Annotated in this window: 12 protein-coding genes; 10 read left to right on the top strand and 2 right to left on the bottom strand. The window is 49.2% G+C overall.

Going from position 1 to position 13,970, the window contains the following annotated elements:
- The first annotated feature begins 7 nt into the window (after positions 1 to 7).
- The 10 genes from nuoF to ACZ52Z_RS05665 all read left to right on the top strand — a co-directional run bounded on the left by nuoF (position 8) and on the right by ACZ52Z_RS05665 (position 10,903).
- Entirely contained in the window at positions 8 to 1,252 is a 1,245-nt protein-coding gene (gene nuoF, locus ACZ52Z_RS05710) for an NADH-quinone oxidoreductase subunit NuoF (protein WP_464269791.1), read from the top strand.
- A 47-nt stretch (positions 1,253 to 1,299) separates the two neighbouring features.
- The gene (locus ACZ52Z_RS05705) at positions 1,300 to 2,838 is read left to right on the top strand and encodes an NADH-quinone oxidoreductase subunit G (RefSeq protein WP_464269790.1); all 1,539 of its coding nucleotides are present in this window, start codon (positions 1,300 to 1,302) and stop codon (positions 2,836 to 2,838) included.
- A gap of 11 nt (positions 2,839 to 2,849) precedes the next feature.
- Positions 2,850 to 4,136 carry a complex I subunit 1/NuoH family protein gene (locus ACZ52Z_RS05700; protein WP_464269789.1) on the top strand — a complete coding sequence of 429 codons (1,287 nt, stop codon included), beginning with the start codon at positions 2,850 to 2,852 and terminating at the stop codon, positions 4,134 to 4,136.
- 11 nt (positions 4,137 to 4,147) lie between these two features.
- Entirely contained in the window at positions 4,148 to 4,672 is a 525-nt protein-coding gene (locus tag ACZ52Z_RS05695; RefSeq protein WP_464269788.1) for a NuoI/complex I 23 kDa subunit family protein, read from the top strand.
- Positions 4,673 to 4,676: 4 nt separating this feature from the next.
- On the top strand, positions 4,677 to 5,183 hold the full coding sequence (locus ACZ52Z_RS05690) for an NADH-quinone oxidoreductase subunit J family protein (RefSeq protein WP_464269787.1): 507 nt from the start codon (positions 4,677 to 4,679) through the stop codon (positions 5,181 to 5,183).
- Positions 5,183 to 5,479 (top strand): NADH-quinone oxidoreductase subunit NuoK, encoded by a 297-nt coding sequence (gene nuoK, locus ACZ52Z_RS05685; protein ID WP_464269786.1) that lies wholly within the window; start codon positions 5,183 to 5,185, stop codon positions 5,477 to 5,479. Before ACZ52Z_RS05690 ends, nuoK begins: the two co-directional genes overlap by 1 nt.
- Before the next feature lie 4 nt (positions 5,480 to 5,483).
- Entirely contained in the window at positions 5,484 to 7,397 is a 1,914-nt protein-coding gene (gene nuoL / locus ACZ52Z_RS05680) for an NADH-quinone oxidoreductase subunit L (protein ID WP_464269785.1), read from the top strand.
- 12 nt (positions 7,398 to 7,409) lie between these two features.
- Positions 7,410 to 8,942 carry a complex I subunit 4 family protein gene (locus ACZ52Z_RS05675; protein WP_464269784.1) on the top strand — a complete coding sequence of 511 codons (1,533 nt, stop codon included), beginning with the start codon at positions 7,410 to 7,412 and terminating at the stop codon, positions 8,940 to 8,942.
- Between the two features lie 13 nt (positions 8,943 to 8,955).
- Complete coding sequence (locus ACZ52Z_RS05670) at positions 8,956 to 10,374, top strand: NADH-quinone oxidoreductase subunit N (protein ID WP_464269783.1); 1,419 nt, start codon at positions 8,956 to 8,958, stop codon at positions 10,372 to 10,374.
- Between the two features lie 82 nt (positions 10,375 to 10,456).
- Positions 10,457 to 10,903: a CBS domain-containing protein gene (locus tag ACZ52Z_RS05665; protein ID WP_464269782.1), complete on the top strand. Its 447-nt coding sequence runs from the start codon at positions 10,457 to 10,459 to the stop codon at positions 10,901 to 10,903.
- 127 nt (positions 10,904 to 11,030) lie between these two features.
- Here the strand turns inward: ACZ52Z_RS05665 and ACZ52Z_RS05660 are convergent, their stop codons facing one another.
- Positions 11,031 to 11,444 (bottom strand): tetratricopeptide repeat protein, encoded by a 414-nt coding sequence (locus tag ACZ52Z_RS05660; RefSeq protein WP_464269781.1) that lies wholly within the window; start codon positions 11,442 to 11,444, stop codon positions 11,031 to 11,033.
- A 22-nt stretch (positions 11,445 to 11,466) separates the two neighbouring features.
- On the bottom strand, positions 11,467 to 13,785 hold the full coding sequence (gene mrcB / locus ACZ52Z_RS05655; RefSeq protein ID WP_464269780.1) for a penicillin-binding protein 1B: 2,319 nt from the start codon (positions 13,783 to 13,785) through the stop codon (positions 11,467 to 11,469).
- Between the last annotated feature and the right edge of the window lie 185 nt (positions 13,786 to 13,970).

The following is a 13,970-nucleotide window of genomic DNA, read 5'->3' as shown; positions in this document are numbered from 1 at the left end:
AACACCGATGGAAGTAAAATTACTCAGTGCACGATTTGATATCGAAGACTGCAATAAACTTGAGGTGGCACTTAAGCACGGAGCTTACTCCGTGGTTGAAAAAGCTTTCAGCATGGAGCCGGGGCAGGTTACTGAGGAGGTAAAGAACTCAGGGCTGCGCGGTCGTGGCGGTGCAGGGTTCCCTACAGGGCTGAAATGGACGTTTTTGCCCAAGGACAATGATAAGCCAGTTTACCTTGCTGTTAACTCCGATGAGTCGGAACCCGCAACCTTTAAGGATCGCTACATCCTTGTGCGCGACCCGCACCTGCTGATTGAAGGGATTATTATCAGCTGCTACGCCATTGGCAGTCACGATGCCTACATCTATATCCGCGGCGAGTACACCACCCAGGTGAAAATTCTTCAGGCCGCCATTGATGAAGCATATGCTGCCGGCTATCTCGGTGAAAAGGCCGCTGGTAACGATTATAGGGTAGACGTCACTGTTCATCGCGGCGCTGGAGCCTATGTGTGCGGCGAGGAAACCGCACTGCTCGAATCCATTGAAGGGAAAAAAGGGCAACCTCGGAGTAAGCCGCCGTTTCCAGCGGTAGAAGGACTGTATGGTTGTCCAACCATCATTAATAACGTGCAGAGTATCGCCTCCGTTCCTTATATAGTTGCACAGGGCGCTGACGCCTATAAGGCGTACGGAACCGAAAAGAGTCCCGGGACCCACCTCTTTGGCATATCCGGTTTGGTTGAAAAGCCTGGAATGTACGAACTGCCCCTTGGGGTGCCGCTGAAAGACGTCATTGAACAACTTGCCGGCGGTGTGAAAGGTGGGAAAAAGCTTAAAGGGGTTATACCCGGCGGAAGCTCCACTCCTGTGCTCACGCCTGACCAGGTTGAAACCGTTACCCTTGACTACGAATCCATGGCCGAGCACGGAACCATGTTCGGTTCTGGTGGTATTGTCGTCCTTGATGAGGACGTGGATGTGGTCAAGCTGGTCAAGAATCTGATTGACTTTTATCACCATGAAAGCTGTGGCCAATGTACGCCCTGTCGTGAGGGACTTGGCTGGATGTTAAAGATTGTGAAGCAAATTATCAATGGTGAGGGGACAATCGATGATGTCAACCTGCTCAGGGAGCTCTGCGACAATATCGAAATGAAAACAGTATGTGTGCTGTCAGCAGCATGTACGATGCCTGTGCGAGCCTTTTTAGACAAGTTCCGGCATGAATTTGAAGCTTATGTGCAGTAAATAGGGCTTCATTGTCAAAAGCAATGCAATAGGGATAGGTAAGAACCATGGCAGAAATGGTAAAACTGTTCGTAAATGGACAGGAAGTCGAAGTCGAAGCAGGGAAGAACCTGATCGATGCTGTTGGCGCCGTCGGCATAGAAATTCCTCATCTATGTTATCATCCTGCACTCGGTGCAGACGGTAACTGTCGGATGTGCCTCGTTGGAATCGAAGACGGAAGGCCACCTTTGGTGCCTGCTTGCAAAACGCCGGCAGCTGAGGGGATGAAGGTTCAACTTGATGCGGAAAAAATTAAAAAAATTCAAAAGGATGTGATGGAGCTTGAGCTCATAAATCATCCTGTAGACTGTCCTATCTGTGATCAGGCCGGTGAGTGCGCGCTCCAGGATTACTACCAGGAGTACGATTGCCAGGACAGCCGTATGCGAGTGCCGCAGGTACAGAAGGGGAAGAAACTCGATTTCGGGTGTGGTGTAATCCACGATCAGGAACGATGTATCCTTTGTGCCCGCTGTGTTCGTTTTACCCGGCAGGTGACCAAGACCGGTGAGCTTGGCATTGTCAACAGGACCGATGATGCCAGGGTCAATATTTTCCCCGGCCGTCCCCTCAACAACCGCTATGCGCTCAACGTGGTTGACCTTTGTCCGGTAGGAGCCATGACCAGTAGCGATTTCCGTTTCAAACAACGGGTCTGGTTTCTCAGCAGGGATAAGGGTGTGTGCCACGGGTGCAGTAAAGGCTGCAATATCTTCATCGACCATAATCGCGAAAAATATAAGGATGATGTCATCTACCGTTTTCGCCCTCGACTCAACGAACTCGTCAACGGGTACTTTATATGCGACGAAGGGCGCATGACTTACAAGCAAGAAAACGGAGATCGAATGACTGAAGCAAAAGTCAATAACGGTACTGCTACCGTGAGTAGTGCCGTTGACGGCTTGAAAAATGCGATTGCTTCAGCTGCTCATCCGGTTTTTCTGCTTTCGCCAAGCTGTTCATTAGAGCAGATGGTGGCGATCAAGCGTTTAGGCGAGACCAAAGGGGCGGTTGTCAGTGGTTTCAGTGACGGGTACATCAAGAATGGTGACGGTGATGACTACCTCATTCAGGATGATAAATCTGCTAATCGTCAAGGAATGCAGCTGCTCGGCATAGATGCAACAAAAGAGCATTTTGAAGCCGCGATGAAAGAGGCCGATCTGCTGGTAGTTTTCAACAATGATCTCTCAGCCAGCGTACACGGTGAGGCACTGGAAACGCTGCTTGGGAATTGTCGGATTGCACTGGTTGCCGCCAATCAGAACGTGCTCCAAGAGAAGGCAGAAATAGCAGTACCTGTTGCATCGTTCTCTGAGTACAGTGGTTCCATCATCAACTGTGACAATATATTGCAAACGTTCAACAAGGCGGTCGTAAAAAACGAACCTCTTGATGACATAGTAACTATCGTCGGCAAGATAGGCGGAGAGATCACTGATAACTCCAATGCCTGGGCTGAACTACAGGCGAGTGTTACCGCACTCAAGGATGTTGAACCTGAACAAATCCCTGAGCAGGGATTGGCACTAAACAGTTAACGAGGGCTCTAATGACGCTGCAGGATTTTATTCTAATTATCATACGAGTAGCTTTCGGAGCATTCATACCGCTCTGCTTTGTAGCTGTCTCTGTGTGGATGGAACGGCGAGGTGCTTCATTTATCCAGGATCGATCTGGACCAAACCGCGCTAACATTCTTGGTTTCCGTGCTGGTGGGCTTGTTCAGAACCTTGCGGACGCTGTCAAATTGTTTTTCAAGGAAGATGTCATACCCGGGCATATCAAGCACAAGTTCTATTTTGTACTTGCGCCTGTAATCGTCTGTGTTGCCGCAATTATCTCTTTTGCTGTCGTACCTTTTGCCGACACCCTTGTGCTGGGGGATAAAGAGTACCTGATGCAGGCTATTCCCATGGACATCGGGATTCTGTGGTTCCTTGCCATTGCCGGGTTCGCTGTGTACGGAATAATTATAGCCGGATGGTCTTCGCACAACAAATACGGGATGTTAGGTGGTTTACGTTCTGCTGCCCAGGTTATCAGCTATGAAATTCCCATGGCGCTAGCGATCATCAGTCTGCTGGTCGTTTACGGGACGGTCAGTCTCAACGAGATGGCCCGGTTCCAGGGGCAGCTGCTTTTTGGATTCATTCCCATGTGGGGGGTGATTTTACAACCGTTGGGTGTGGTGATTTTTATTGTAGCCGCCTTTGCTGAAGCCAACCGTACACCTTTCGACCTGGCTGAGGGAGAGAGTGAAATTGTTGCCGGATTTCATACTGAATACAGCGGATTGAAATTCACCATCTTTTTTATGGGTGAATATGTGGCCATGTTTACCTCCAGCGCGATCATTGTCACCCTCTATTTTGGTGGCTACCAGATCCCCTGGTTTAATACCGCAACCCTTCTGAAATATGCCGTGCCGGTGACGCTGCTGTTGATGATCGTCGCTCCTGTTGCAGCCAAATTTATAGCAGCCTGGATTCGCAAAAACAATGTAAGCCATTATGAACGCGAGAATGATCCCAGGGTCAGAGAGGCCAATGTCTATATCAAGATATTGTGGGGCGCTGTTATCCTCTTGGAGGCCTGCCTGTTTCTGTATCTCGTTTTCGCCTCGGGCGGAACAGCTGACAACATCCTTGTCGCTCTGCTTCAGATCAGTACTTTTCTCGCTAAAACCACCTTTATGTTGTTTGTCTATGTGTGGGTGCGCTGGACGTTACCACGTTTTCGTTATGACCAGTTACAGAAGTTGGGATGGAATGTACTCTTGCCGCTCTCTCTTCTGAATATTTTTGTAACCAGCGCCATCGTTGTTGCGTTGAGCTAAAGGGAGAAGCCATGAGCATTAAAGTTAAAACCATAGTGCGTAAAGGCGGGAGTTGGCAGGAGCGTATCTATCTCATAGAGGTCTTTAAGGGTATGGCCACTACATTCAGGCACTTCATATCCAACTTCCTTGATAATTCAAAGCTCGCTGTACGACATTATCCCGAAGTAAAACCTGAGATCACCCCTCGCTGGAGAGGACGTCATCGACTGACCACCCACGAGGATGGCACGTTAAAGTGTGTTGCCTGTTTTATGTGTCAGACCAACTGTCCTGCAAATTGCATCATGATCGAGGCCGGTGAACGGAGTGACGACCGTACCGAAAAGGTGCCGGTCAGGTTTGATATAGATCTAATAGAATGTATTTATTGCGGATACTGCGTTGAAGCGTGCCCAATGGATGCCATTCGAATGGATACAGGTATTTTTTCGGTTACAGCTAGTAGTCGTGAAGATTTGTTGATGAATATAGAACAGCTTCGCACTACTAAAGGTGCATTCAGCGAAGAAGAGTATAAGAAAGGGGGCGCTTGATATCATGTTTGCCGATGGGCTTTTCATCCTTTTTACAGTTTTTGCTGTAACTGGAGCAGCAGGGCTGGTTTTGTTTAAGCATCCAATGAATAGTGCAATGAGTTTTGTTGTTACGCTCATTTCACTTGCTGGGCTCTATGCCTTGCTATCTGCAAAGCTAATTTTTGCTCTGCAGCTCATTGTATATGCTGGGGCGATCATGTCATTGATCATATTTATCATCATGTTCCTGAATATTCAGGTAGAAGACCTGCCTGTAGAAGAAGGTCGCTTCAAATACCTGGTTGGCGGAATAATCATTGTAGCTCCGATTGGTATATTCCTGACTAGGGTAATCAAGGGTATTCCCGGAGCCGAAGCTGTGATTACAGTTGAGGGATTTGGTGGGGTGAAAGAGGTAGGGCTTGTTCTTTTCAGAGAATGGTTACTCCCCTTTGAAATTGTTTCCATCCTGCTCCTTATTTCTCTGGTCGGTGCGGTCGTTCTTGCAGGAAAAAGGAGGAGCAACTGATGATTCAAAGTTATCTCACCGTTAGTATCATCTTGTTTTGTATTGGAATAGTCGGTGTCATATCCCGTAGGAATGTATTTACCGTCTTCATGTCAATCGAACTTATGCTGAATGCCGCTAATCTTGCATTCGTTGCCTTTGCCCGCCTGCATGAGAGTATGGACGGTCATGTCCTTGCCCTGATGGTAATGGCTGTGGCGGCCGCTGAAGCAGCACTTGCACTCGCTGTCGTCATTCTTCTGCATAAGCACAAAGGCCAGTTGGATACCAATGTATTCAGCCTGTTGAAAGGGTGATTTCATGGAACATAACGCTTCATTTCTCGGATATATTCCACTTCTCCCGCTGATAGGGGCAGCAGTCATATGTCTGCTCCACCTCGGGACCTGTAACCGTAAACCACTTCACGAAAAATTTTATGGCCTGCTTGCCTGCGTGGGACCTTTGCTTGCCTTCGTGCTTGCCATGCGCGTCTTCTTTACGCTCAAAGCCATGCCAGAGGAAAGCAGATATCTAGCCCACAAGGCGTTTACCTGGTTTCAGGTTGGCGATCTGGATATAGGAATGGGATTCCTCGCGGATCCTCTCAGTTCGCTGATGTTGGTCTTTGTCACACTCATTGGCTCATTGATCCATATCTACTCCATTGGGTACATGGAAGGGGACAAGAGCTATGCCAAGTTTTTTGCCTACCTTAACCTTTTCCTCGGCAGTATGCTGGTACTCGTTCTTGGTGACGGTCCGGTTGTTATGTTCGTCGGCTGGGAAGGTGTTGGTCTCTGTTCCTATCTGTTGATTAGCTATTACTCAGAGGATACGGACAACGTCCTCGCCGGAAACAAGGCCTTCATCGTCAACCGAATCGGTGACCTTGGATTTGTCCTTGGGATGGCATTTCTCTTCTGGGGAATCGGTGCAGGTGGATTTGATTATCTTTCACTCAAAGCTAATGCTCACAGCCTGACACCTGGTATCGCTCTGGCGGTTTGTCTGCTGCTGTTTGTCGGTGCCACCGGTAAATCCGCACAGATTCCGCTGTATGTCTGGCTTCCTGATGCCATGGCCGGGCCTACGCCTGTGTCTGCCCTGATCCATGCTGCCACCATGGTAACCGCAGGTGTCTATATGGTAGCACGCTTCAGCTTTCTCTACGCACACGTGGAGGTAGCGGGGGCCATTGTTGCCTGGGTCGGTATCCTGACCGCCCTCCTTGCCGCCATTTTCGGTATGTTTCAGGATGATATCAAAAAGGTGCTTGCCTACTCAACCGTCAGCCAGCTGGGCTACATGTTCGCTGGTGTCGGCATTGCCGCGTACTCTGCTGGGATATTCCATGTATTTACCCATGCCTTCTTCAAAGCCCTGCTTTTTCTCGGAGCTGGTGCAGTTATTTATGCCATGCATCACGAGCAGAATATCTGGCGCATGGGCGGACTGAAAAAGAAAATGCCTATCACCTATATAACTATGATGATTGGCGCGCTCGCATTGGCTGGCTGTCCTCCGTTTTCCGGTTTTTTCAGTAAGGATGAAATCCTTTTTTCTGCACTTGCCAAAGGACATGTGGGTATTTGGGCTGTCGGCGTGCTGGTGGCAGGAATGACTGCGTACTACACCTTTCGGATGATTTTTGTTGTGTTCCATGGGCAGCCGCGTAACCAGGAAGCCTACGATCACTGCCACGAGGCGCCCAAGGTCATGACTGTTCCGCTGATTCTTTTAGCAGTAGGTGCGCTGTTTGCTGGCTTTCTTAACCTGCCTGCCATTTTCGGCGGTCACCAGCAGGTATCGCACTGGCTCGCTCCCAGCCTGGTGGAGCATCATCCTCATGTGAATATTTTTGTCGAGATTCTCGCTATTGGCGCCAGTGTGGTTGCCTTTGTCATCGGTATACGCATCGCCTACAAGCGATTTGCTGCTGGAGCCGAAGAACCGCAGTTCTCTGGATTTACCAAATTTGCCTATAACAAGTTTTATGTCGATGAACTTTATAATGCTGTCTTTGTACAGCCTTATAAGAAAATCGGTGATGCTATCCGTACCACCTTTGAACCATCGGTTACAGATGGTCCGGTTAAGCTTGTTTCTAAACTGTACATGGTTGTAGGAACAGCCTTCAAAATATTTCAGGCTGGGTATGTCAGAGTGTACGCAATCTACATGATCATCGGGCTGAGCCTGGTGAGTCTGTTACTGTTACAATCGCTGAACTAGGTAGGTGCAACAATGTTTGAACACGTTCTATCAGTAATGATATTCCTGCCGATAATTGCAGGGTTGATCCTGCTGGTTTCGCCTGCAGGAAAAGGGGTAGCGCGGCTCACGGGACTGGTGATTTCCTTTGCAAGCCTTATCCTTGGAATTGAGCTCTTTTTTGCCTTTCAAGCCCAGGCGCCCCTGCAGTTCGTAGAGAGTATACCATGGATCCCCGCATGGGGTGTTAACTATCACCTCGGATTGGATGGCATCAGCCTGTTTGTACTCCTTGCCGGGGCCGTACTGTTGCCCATGGTTTACCTACTCTTTACCACCAAAGAAAAAGGGTACTATGCCAATCTCCTCATTGTTCAAGGCGCCATGGCCGGAGCTGTGTGTGCCGCAGATATGGTCCTGTTCTATATCTTCTGGGAGATTATGCTGTTGCCGATTTTCTTTATGCTGGGGCTGTATGGCGGTGAGTCTCGAATTCCAGCAACTTTGAAAATCACCATCTATACCATAGCTGGTTCTCTGCTCATGCTGGCTTCCATCCTCTATTTAGGAGTGCAGTATCATACCCAATTCGGTGAGTGGAACTTCGCCATAGAGAAAATGGCGCAGCTGCAGCTGGCAGGTCCGGTAGCAGTGCTGGCTTTCTTCGGTTTTATGATTGCTTTCGCCATCAAAATTCCCCTTTTTCCATTCCACACTTGGTTGCCGGACGCATATACCGAAGCACCTACAGCTACCACCTTTGTGCTCTCCGCCATCATGGCCAAAATCGGGGTATATGCTGTTATCCGCTTTGTTGTGCCGGTATTTGACGGTGAATTCGCCCGCTATGCACTCCTCCTTGCCTATGCCGGTGTGATTGGCATGATGTACTGCGGTATAACCGCAATTGCCCAGAAGGATTTCAAGCGGATGTTCGCGTTTTCCTCTGCTTCCCATATGGGTATCATTGCCCTTGGCGTTTTCTGTCTCAACATACAGGCTTTAACCGGCAGCATTTTTCAAATCGTTGCCCATGCCACCAGTACCGGTGTCCTGTTCCTCTTCGCCGGAATCATCGAAGACCGAATGAAGACTCGACAGATAGCAGATCTTGGGGGCATCGCGTATAAAGCGCCTATTTTCGCCTTCTTTTTTGCCATCGCTATGCTCGCCTCTGTTGGTTTGCCAGGTACTTCCGGATTTATCGGTGAGTTTCTCATCATTCTAGGTGCAATAAAATTCAACGTATTTATCGGCGTCTTGGCCGGTTCCACCCTCATAATCGGCGTGTGTTACATGTTGTGGATGTTCCAACGGGTATTTTTTGAAAAAACCAACGAACGAACCGAGGGCTTTACTGACCTGACGTTGGTCGAAGGGCTCACCTTTCTGCCGGTCATTGTGCTCATCGTGGTAATGGGACTCTATCCGCAGCCGTTTCTGGAAAAAATTGAGCCTGCTGCCCAGCAGCATCTCGCTGCTCTGGCATCAGCAGACTCTACCCAGGTAGCTCTCAGTACTGGCGCCCACCAACCGGTTGGGTATACAGCAGAACAGAAGAAATAAGGCTAGGCGAATCATGACAAACGACTTTATGTTACTACTACCGCTCATTCTTGTAACGGGTGGGGCCATCGCGCTCATGCTCGTTGCTGCGTACCAAAAGTTTACGCTTGAGCAGGTCGCATACGGATGTATGGGCATCTTTGGTGTTGCCTTTCTTGTGCAGCTTTCCAACTGCATAGTAGGGCAGGTCACTCCTTATGAAGGAGTCTTTAATAACATCATTGTTATTAGTAATTTTACCAAGGTCGCTGGCCTCATTATTTTAGGGTGTGGTTTTTTCACCGCCCTCAGCGCCTTAAACTACTTTAAGCAAAACACCTTCTGTAATGCTGAATTCTACAGTCTCATTGCTTTCTCGGCCTGCGGAATGTTGCTGTTAACCATGGTACAGGAACTTATCTCCGTCTTTATTGCTCTGGAGACAATGTCTCTTGCCATTTATGTGCTGGTAGGCTACGACAGGAATAATCAGACAGCAGCCGAAGCGGTGATGAAATACCTGATGCTCGGGGCCTTTGCCGGAGCTTTTTTTACCATGGGAGCAGCCCTTATTTATGGAGCTGCCCAATCCACTCACTTTACCGCTATTGGTGAAACCGTGTCCCAGACCGGATTCTTTACCAACCCTCTGCTGGTTGCCGGATCCTTCTTTGTCTTGGTTGCCTTATTATTTAAGGTAGCTGCCTTTCCTTTTCATGCCTGGGTCACGGATGTATATGACGGCGCATCTGTTCCGATCACCGGATATATGGCCACCGGACTGAAAACGGCTGTTTTTGCAATGTTTGCTAACTTTCTCGTAGCCGATGAGCTCCTTCGGGCTGGCTGGGTTAATTATCTTTTCTGGTTTTCAGTGTTGACCATGTTTGTCGGTAACCTGATAGCCATTGGACAAAATTCGCTTAAACGAATGCTGGCTGCTTCGGGTATTGTCCATACCGGATATTTACTCATTGCCCTGGTGGCGATCAGCGCTGATAATTTTTCAGGTAATGTTATTGCCTATTATCTCGCTGCCTATGCCGTTGGTACCCTCGGAATTTTTGCTGCACTCTCCTACCTTGGTGGTGAAGGAGAGAAGCGGCAAAGCTTTGACGACTTTAAAGGACTAGCAAAAGTGCGCCCCTTTTCAGCCGCTGCTATATCCCTTTTTCTGCTTTCCATGGCAGGTATACCGCCGACCGCCGGATTTATGGGCAAACTGTTCATCATTACCAGCGCCATTGATGCTGGACAGATTGCTCTAGCCGTGTTTGGAATTATCAGTAGTATACTTTCTATGTGGTATTATCTGCGGTTAATAATTACCATGTACTTCCATGAAGCAACAGACACCTTCGAAGATACGGCAACCAATACGCTTGCCCCTGTCGGTACATTTGTCCTTGCCGGTTGTGTACTGGCTATAGGATTGTATCCGGTAATTATCTAGGAGACCGCCACTAGGAACCCGTGGAAGGCAATCAAGCATTGCTCTTCAGCGCCTGAACAGTAGCAAAAAGGAGATACTTCCCATGAAAGTAAAGGATATATTGAAAGCCAAGGGCAGCAAGGTCCATACCATTCATCAGGACACTACCCTGATGGCTGTGAGCGACAAGTTTTTCACCGAAAAAATCGGGTCCTTGCTCGTAGTAGATGATAACGATGTCATTCAGGGTATCGTAGCGCCTAATGATATTCTAAAGGCTATTCAGGAAGGGTGTACAGATGAGAACTGCGCCCTGCAAAAGGTCAGCCGCGTTATGACCAAAGATATTATTGCTGCCTCAGAAGATGACAGCGTCGACTATATCCAGGCCATCATGACGGAGAATAGGGTCAGGCACATACCCATTATGGAAAAATGCGATCTCAAGGGTATTGTTTCTATTGGTGACGTTGTTAAAGCCCTGATCAAAGACAAAGAAGTCGAGAACAGGTACCTTAAGGATTATATCACCGGCAAATATCCTGGCTGATACAACGGAGGTGACCGCAGCGACTCGGCGGTATTCTCTGAAAGAACTTCGCACCAACCGAAGGAAAAAAGGAAAGCTGCTCCAGCGGCTTTCCTTTTTTTTTGTTCACGCTTCTTCCCCAGAAGGGTTACTGCGCGTGGCCGTCGGCACGCTGCATGAGCACGGTTGTAGCCTGGCGAAGGGATGAGTCGTTTCCCCCAAGACTTAAGGATTTTTTGCATAACTCCCGGGCCTGTGCATAGTTGCCCATTGCATACTGCAGACCTGCAAGTTCATACCAGAGCCATCCATTGTACGGGTCTTTTTTGATGGCTCTTTCCAGCAAAGTGGTGGCTTTTCCATATTCACCCTGGCGCTGTGCTGCCTGAGCCGCCTCCACTAATTGGGTACCATAACTAGGGTGTTTTTCCGTCGAGGGCGCCTCTGGCGGTATTTTTTGCCTGAGAGAAGGATATGGGGTGGTGCAACTGGTGAGAGCCAAGCAGAATAGAGCAGCAAGGCCAAGATGTTTTGTGACTGGTGACTGATGATATGCAGCCAAGAGACCTCCTGTAATGCAGATGTTAATCAAATAAACGAAACAGCGTATCCAGGACAGATTCTACCCCTTTTTGCAAAGGATTCTCCGTTTCTCGTGGGGATTCTTTATCCTTGGAGTTCACCCCTCCAACCGATGTAGTCCCTATGTAGGGTAAGGAGGTAGAACGTTTCTGATTTACTCCAGCTTGGTCCAAAGAAGGGGGAGTGACCCGACGCCATCGTATAGTGTGTGGAATGGTGGCTGGACTCCGATCAAAGGAAAGATGGCGAAGAGTGTTTGCCCAGACCACCATGGCGCCGGTTGCGCCGGTCAAGCCCATGGGCGTGTTGTCATCTGCGCCTACCCAGGTTACAGCGGTGATTTCGCCTGTAAAACCCGCAAACCAGGAGTCCCGATTTGCATTAGTTGTCCCTGTTTTCCCAGCTGCAGTTGATATGTCCGGCAGCATGGACCCCAATTTCCGTGCAGTTCCTGTTCGAACCGCCTCTTGGAGTGCAAATTGAAGTAAATATGTGTGCTGAGGAGAAAAACGCTGTTCAACCGAGAGAGGATTTCGCTGTATCATGGATTTTTGGGCATTGAGTACTCCACGAATTGAACGGAGAGGGGTGTAGAAGCCGGAAGCTGCAATTGTCTGATACACTTGTAGTACCTCATATGGGCTCAACTCTATTGCACCCAGGAGCAAACTGGGAAAAGGTTCAATTTCTCGCTCTACTCCCAATCGATTAAGGGTTGATGCTACCACTGGCAAACCAACCTGCAAACCAAGCCGCACTGTAGCCAGATTCAGTGAATGGGCTAGGGCCTGATAAAACATGACCTTGCCATGCTCCCGTTGGTCATAATTTTTTGGTTGCCAGACGGCCCCCCTTTGATCGGTCACTGCGATAGCTGCGTCGAGAATGGTTGAGTCCAGAGCATATCCTTGGTTGAGTGCAGCGAGATATACCGCCGGTTTAACCAAGGACCCTATGGGACGGTTCGCGTCAAGTGCCCTGTTGAATCCGCCTAAAGAGTCCTTCCGCCCACCGATGAGTGCCAGGATTTCGCCGGTATGCCGATGACTGATGGCCGTAGCCCCTTCCAACCGGGTACCATCCCTTTCAAGGCGGTCAAGCGTGTTGCGCAGTTGGGTGTGAGCCGTTGCTTGCATACGTGGATCAAGGGTTGAAAAGATGAGCAGCCCCTGGCTGGTGAGGTCTTCTTGAGAATAGGTAGCATGCAGGCGACGTTTGATCAGGTCAATACATGATGCATAGGAGTAATGGTCCGCGTTCCCTGTTGACATATGTACTCTAAGCGGCTCAGCTGAAGCACTGCGCAGCTGTGGTTCCTCGATAATTCCCTGTTGGCGGAGTGCATGCAGGACGGTATTTCTTCTCTGCTCGGCACGTTCAGGATATTTGTAGGGGTTGTAGTAGGATGGACCTTTGATGATGCCGACCAGCATGGCTGTTTCGGCCAGAGAAAGCTGGGTAAGTTCTTTTCCATAGTAGTGCCTGGCAGCCAGGGCAAACCCATGTATTGCACGGTTCCCCTCCTGACCGAGGAAAATTTCATTGCAATAGGCGGTGAGTATTTCCTCTTTGGTATAGTTGGCCTCAAGGAGAAGGGCCATGATGGCTTCATCGAATTTCCTTCGAAAGGTTCGCTGATTAGAGAGGAAAAAATTCTTCACTAGCTGCTGGGTGAGGGTTGAACCGCCTGCTACTGTTTTCCCGGCCCGTAGGTTGCGATACAGTGCACGGAAAATCCCTTTTGGGTCAAGACCATGGTGAGTGTAAAAGGAGCGGTCTTCGACAGTGAGAAGTACATCAATGAATAAGTCAGGTATTTCCTCTCTTGAGAGCAGTATGCGGTCTTCGTCGGTTTCCGGAAGAAAGCTGCCAATGGTGACTGGATCTACCCTGCAGGATTCAAGCGGGCGGGCGTCTGTGGAATCAAAAAGCGCTTCGAGCCGCTCACCGCTAAAATCGAGGGTGCAGTCCGTACTCGGCTCCCACCCGTCCATGAAATGAAATCCTCGTGTTTTCAGATAGAGCCTGTTGTCTACCCGCTGGAATTCTCCTTGGCGCAGCTTCTTTTCCGTCTGCTCCTGATACCTTCCAAGACGCAGTTCTTCCACCACCTGTTGCAGCGAAATTTCTTTTCCTGCATATAAGTCCAAAGGACGGGCAAATACCCGTGCAGGAATGGCCCAGCGGTTGGTGTCAAAGCGGGTCGTGATGGTATGGCGGAGTTGCAAGATATGCTGATAGAGCACCCAGCCGCTGCTAAGGATGGAGACCAGCAGCAGGCAGAGAAAGGCAAAGAGAAAGGGACGGCGATGAAAAAACATGGCTGGGTTGGGCATGGATTAGGGAAAGAAATGTAGAGGCAGCATCATGAGCCGGTGGGATCATGAAGGTGAGGTGCACCTACCGATACTGACTGGTTTTCCTGCAGACTCATACCTGCTTCGGACCACTTTGTCGAGGGAGAAAGGACCGAGAAGCTACAGGAACAAAGCGAGAGCTATGGAAA

Source organism: Desulfogranum aggregans (assembly GCF_055398265.1).
This window is presented reverse-complemented; position numbering and strand designations above follow the sequence as displayed.

What these genes read in the sequence shown, in the direction of transcription:
- nuoK (WP_464269786.1), top strand. Translation starts at nt 5,183, where the DNA reads ATGATTCAAAGTTATCTCACCGTTAGTATCATCTTGTTTTGTATTGGA.
- nuoL (WP_464269785.1), top strand. Translation starts at nt 5,484, where the DNA reads ATGGAACATAACGCTTCATTTCTCGGATATATTCCACTTCTCCCGCTG.
- mrcB (WP_464269780.1), bottom strand. Translation starts at nt 13,785, where the DNA reads ATGTTTTTTCATCGCCGTCCCTTTCTCTTTGCCTTTCTCTGCCTGCTG.
- ACZ52Z_RS05695 (WP_464269788.1), top strand. Translation starts at nt 4,148, where the DNA reads ATGAGCATTAAAGTTAAAACCATAGTGCGTAAAGGCGGGAGTTGGCAG.
- ACZ52Z_RS05675 (WP_464269784.1), top strand. Translation starts at nt 7,410, where the DNA reads ATGTTTGAACACGTTCTATCAGTAATGATATTCCTGCCGATAATTGCA.
- ACZ52Z_RS05700 (WP_464269789.1), top strand. Translation starts at nt 2,850, where the DNA reads ATGACGCTGCAGGATTTTATTCTAATTATCATACGAGTAGCTTTCGGA.
- ACZ52Z_RS05705 (WP_464269790.1), top strand. Translation starts at nt 1,300, where the DNA reads ATGGCAGAAATGGTAAAACTGTTCGTAAATGGACAGGAAGTCGAAGTC.
- ACZ52Z_RS05670 (WP_464269783.1), top strand. Translation starts at nt 8,956, where the DNA reads ATGACAAACGACTTTATGTTACTACTACCGCTCATTCTTGTAACGGGT.
- nuoF (WP_464269791.1), top strand. Translation starts at nt 8, where the DNA reads ATGGAAGTAAAATTACTCAGTGCACGATTTGATATCGAAGACTGCAAT.
- ACZ52Z_RS05665 (WP_464269782.1), top strand. Translation starts at nt 10,457, where the DNA reads ATGAAAGTAAAGGATATATTGAAAGCCAAGGGCAGCAAGGTCCATACC.
- ACZ52Z_RS05690 (WP_464269787.1), top strand. Translation starts at nt 4,677, where the DNA reads ATGTTTGCCGATGGGCTTTTCATCCTTTTTACAGTTTTTGCTGTAACT.